The sequence below is a fragment of the Actinomadura napierensis genome, from assembly GCF_039529375.1.
Taxonomy (GTDB): Bacteria; Actinomycetota; Actinomycetes; order Streptosporangiales; family Streptosporangiaceae; genus Spirillospora; species Spirillospora napierensis.
Window position 1 is genome coordinate 1 of record NZ_BAAAMR010000290.1, and the last position, 785, is coordinate 785.

Sequence of the window (785 nt, forward strand, 5' to 3'; positions counted from 1 at the left end):
TTGGTAAATTGGGTTGGGACTCTATCCCGACAGAGCCAATCGTACTTGTCACCATGGTCTTTATGGCACTTGGTGCAATTGCTGTGCTTGGCGGTATCACCTATTTCAAAAAATGGGGATATTTGTGGAAAGAATGGTTTACAACTGTAGACCATAAAAAGATTGGTATCATGTATATCATCGTATCTGTCGTCATGCTTTTGCGTGGTTTCGCCGATGCGATCATGATGCGTTTACAACTTTTCCTCGCTAAAGGCGGTGGTGAAGGTTATTTACATCCTGACCATTACGACCAGATCTTCACCGCACACGGTGTAATCATGATCTTCTTCGTAGCAATGGGTCTAGTTGTAGGTATGATGAACATCTCTGTACCTTTACAGATCGGTGCTCGTGACGTTGCTTTCCCATTATTAAACTCTTTAAGCTTCTGGTTATTCGCTGGTGCTGCTGGTTTAATGATGCTTTCACTTGTATTAGGTGAATTTGCTGCGACTGGTTGGATGGCTTACCCTCCTCTGTCTGGTATTCAATATTCTCCTGGTGTAGGTGTTGACTACTATATCTGGGCACTTCAGGTTTCTGGTCTAGGTACGCTTTTATCTGGTGTTAACTTCTTCGTTACCATCATCAAAATGCGTGCGCCTGGCATGAAATTGATGGATATGCCTATTTTCACATGGACTTCACTTTGTACGGCTGTATTAATCATTGCATCTTTCCCTGTATTAACAGGTACTCTTGCGATGCTTACATTAGACCGTTACTTCGGTTTCCATTTCTTC

The 785-nt window shown here is 42.7% G+C and carries 1 protein-coding gene; it reads left to right on the plus strand.

Translation table 11 applies throughout. The annotated features are described in order from the left end of the window. Positions 1 to 62: 62 nt before the first annotated feature. The coding region (locus ABD296_RS49495; RefSeq protein WP_407061596.1) for a cbb3-type cytochrome c oxidase subunit I at positions 63 to 785 on the plus strand (723 nt) is incomplete at its 3' end.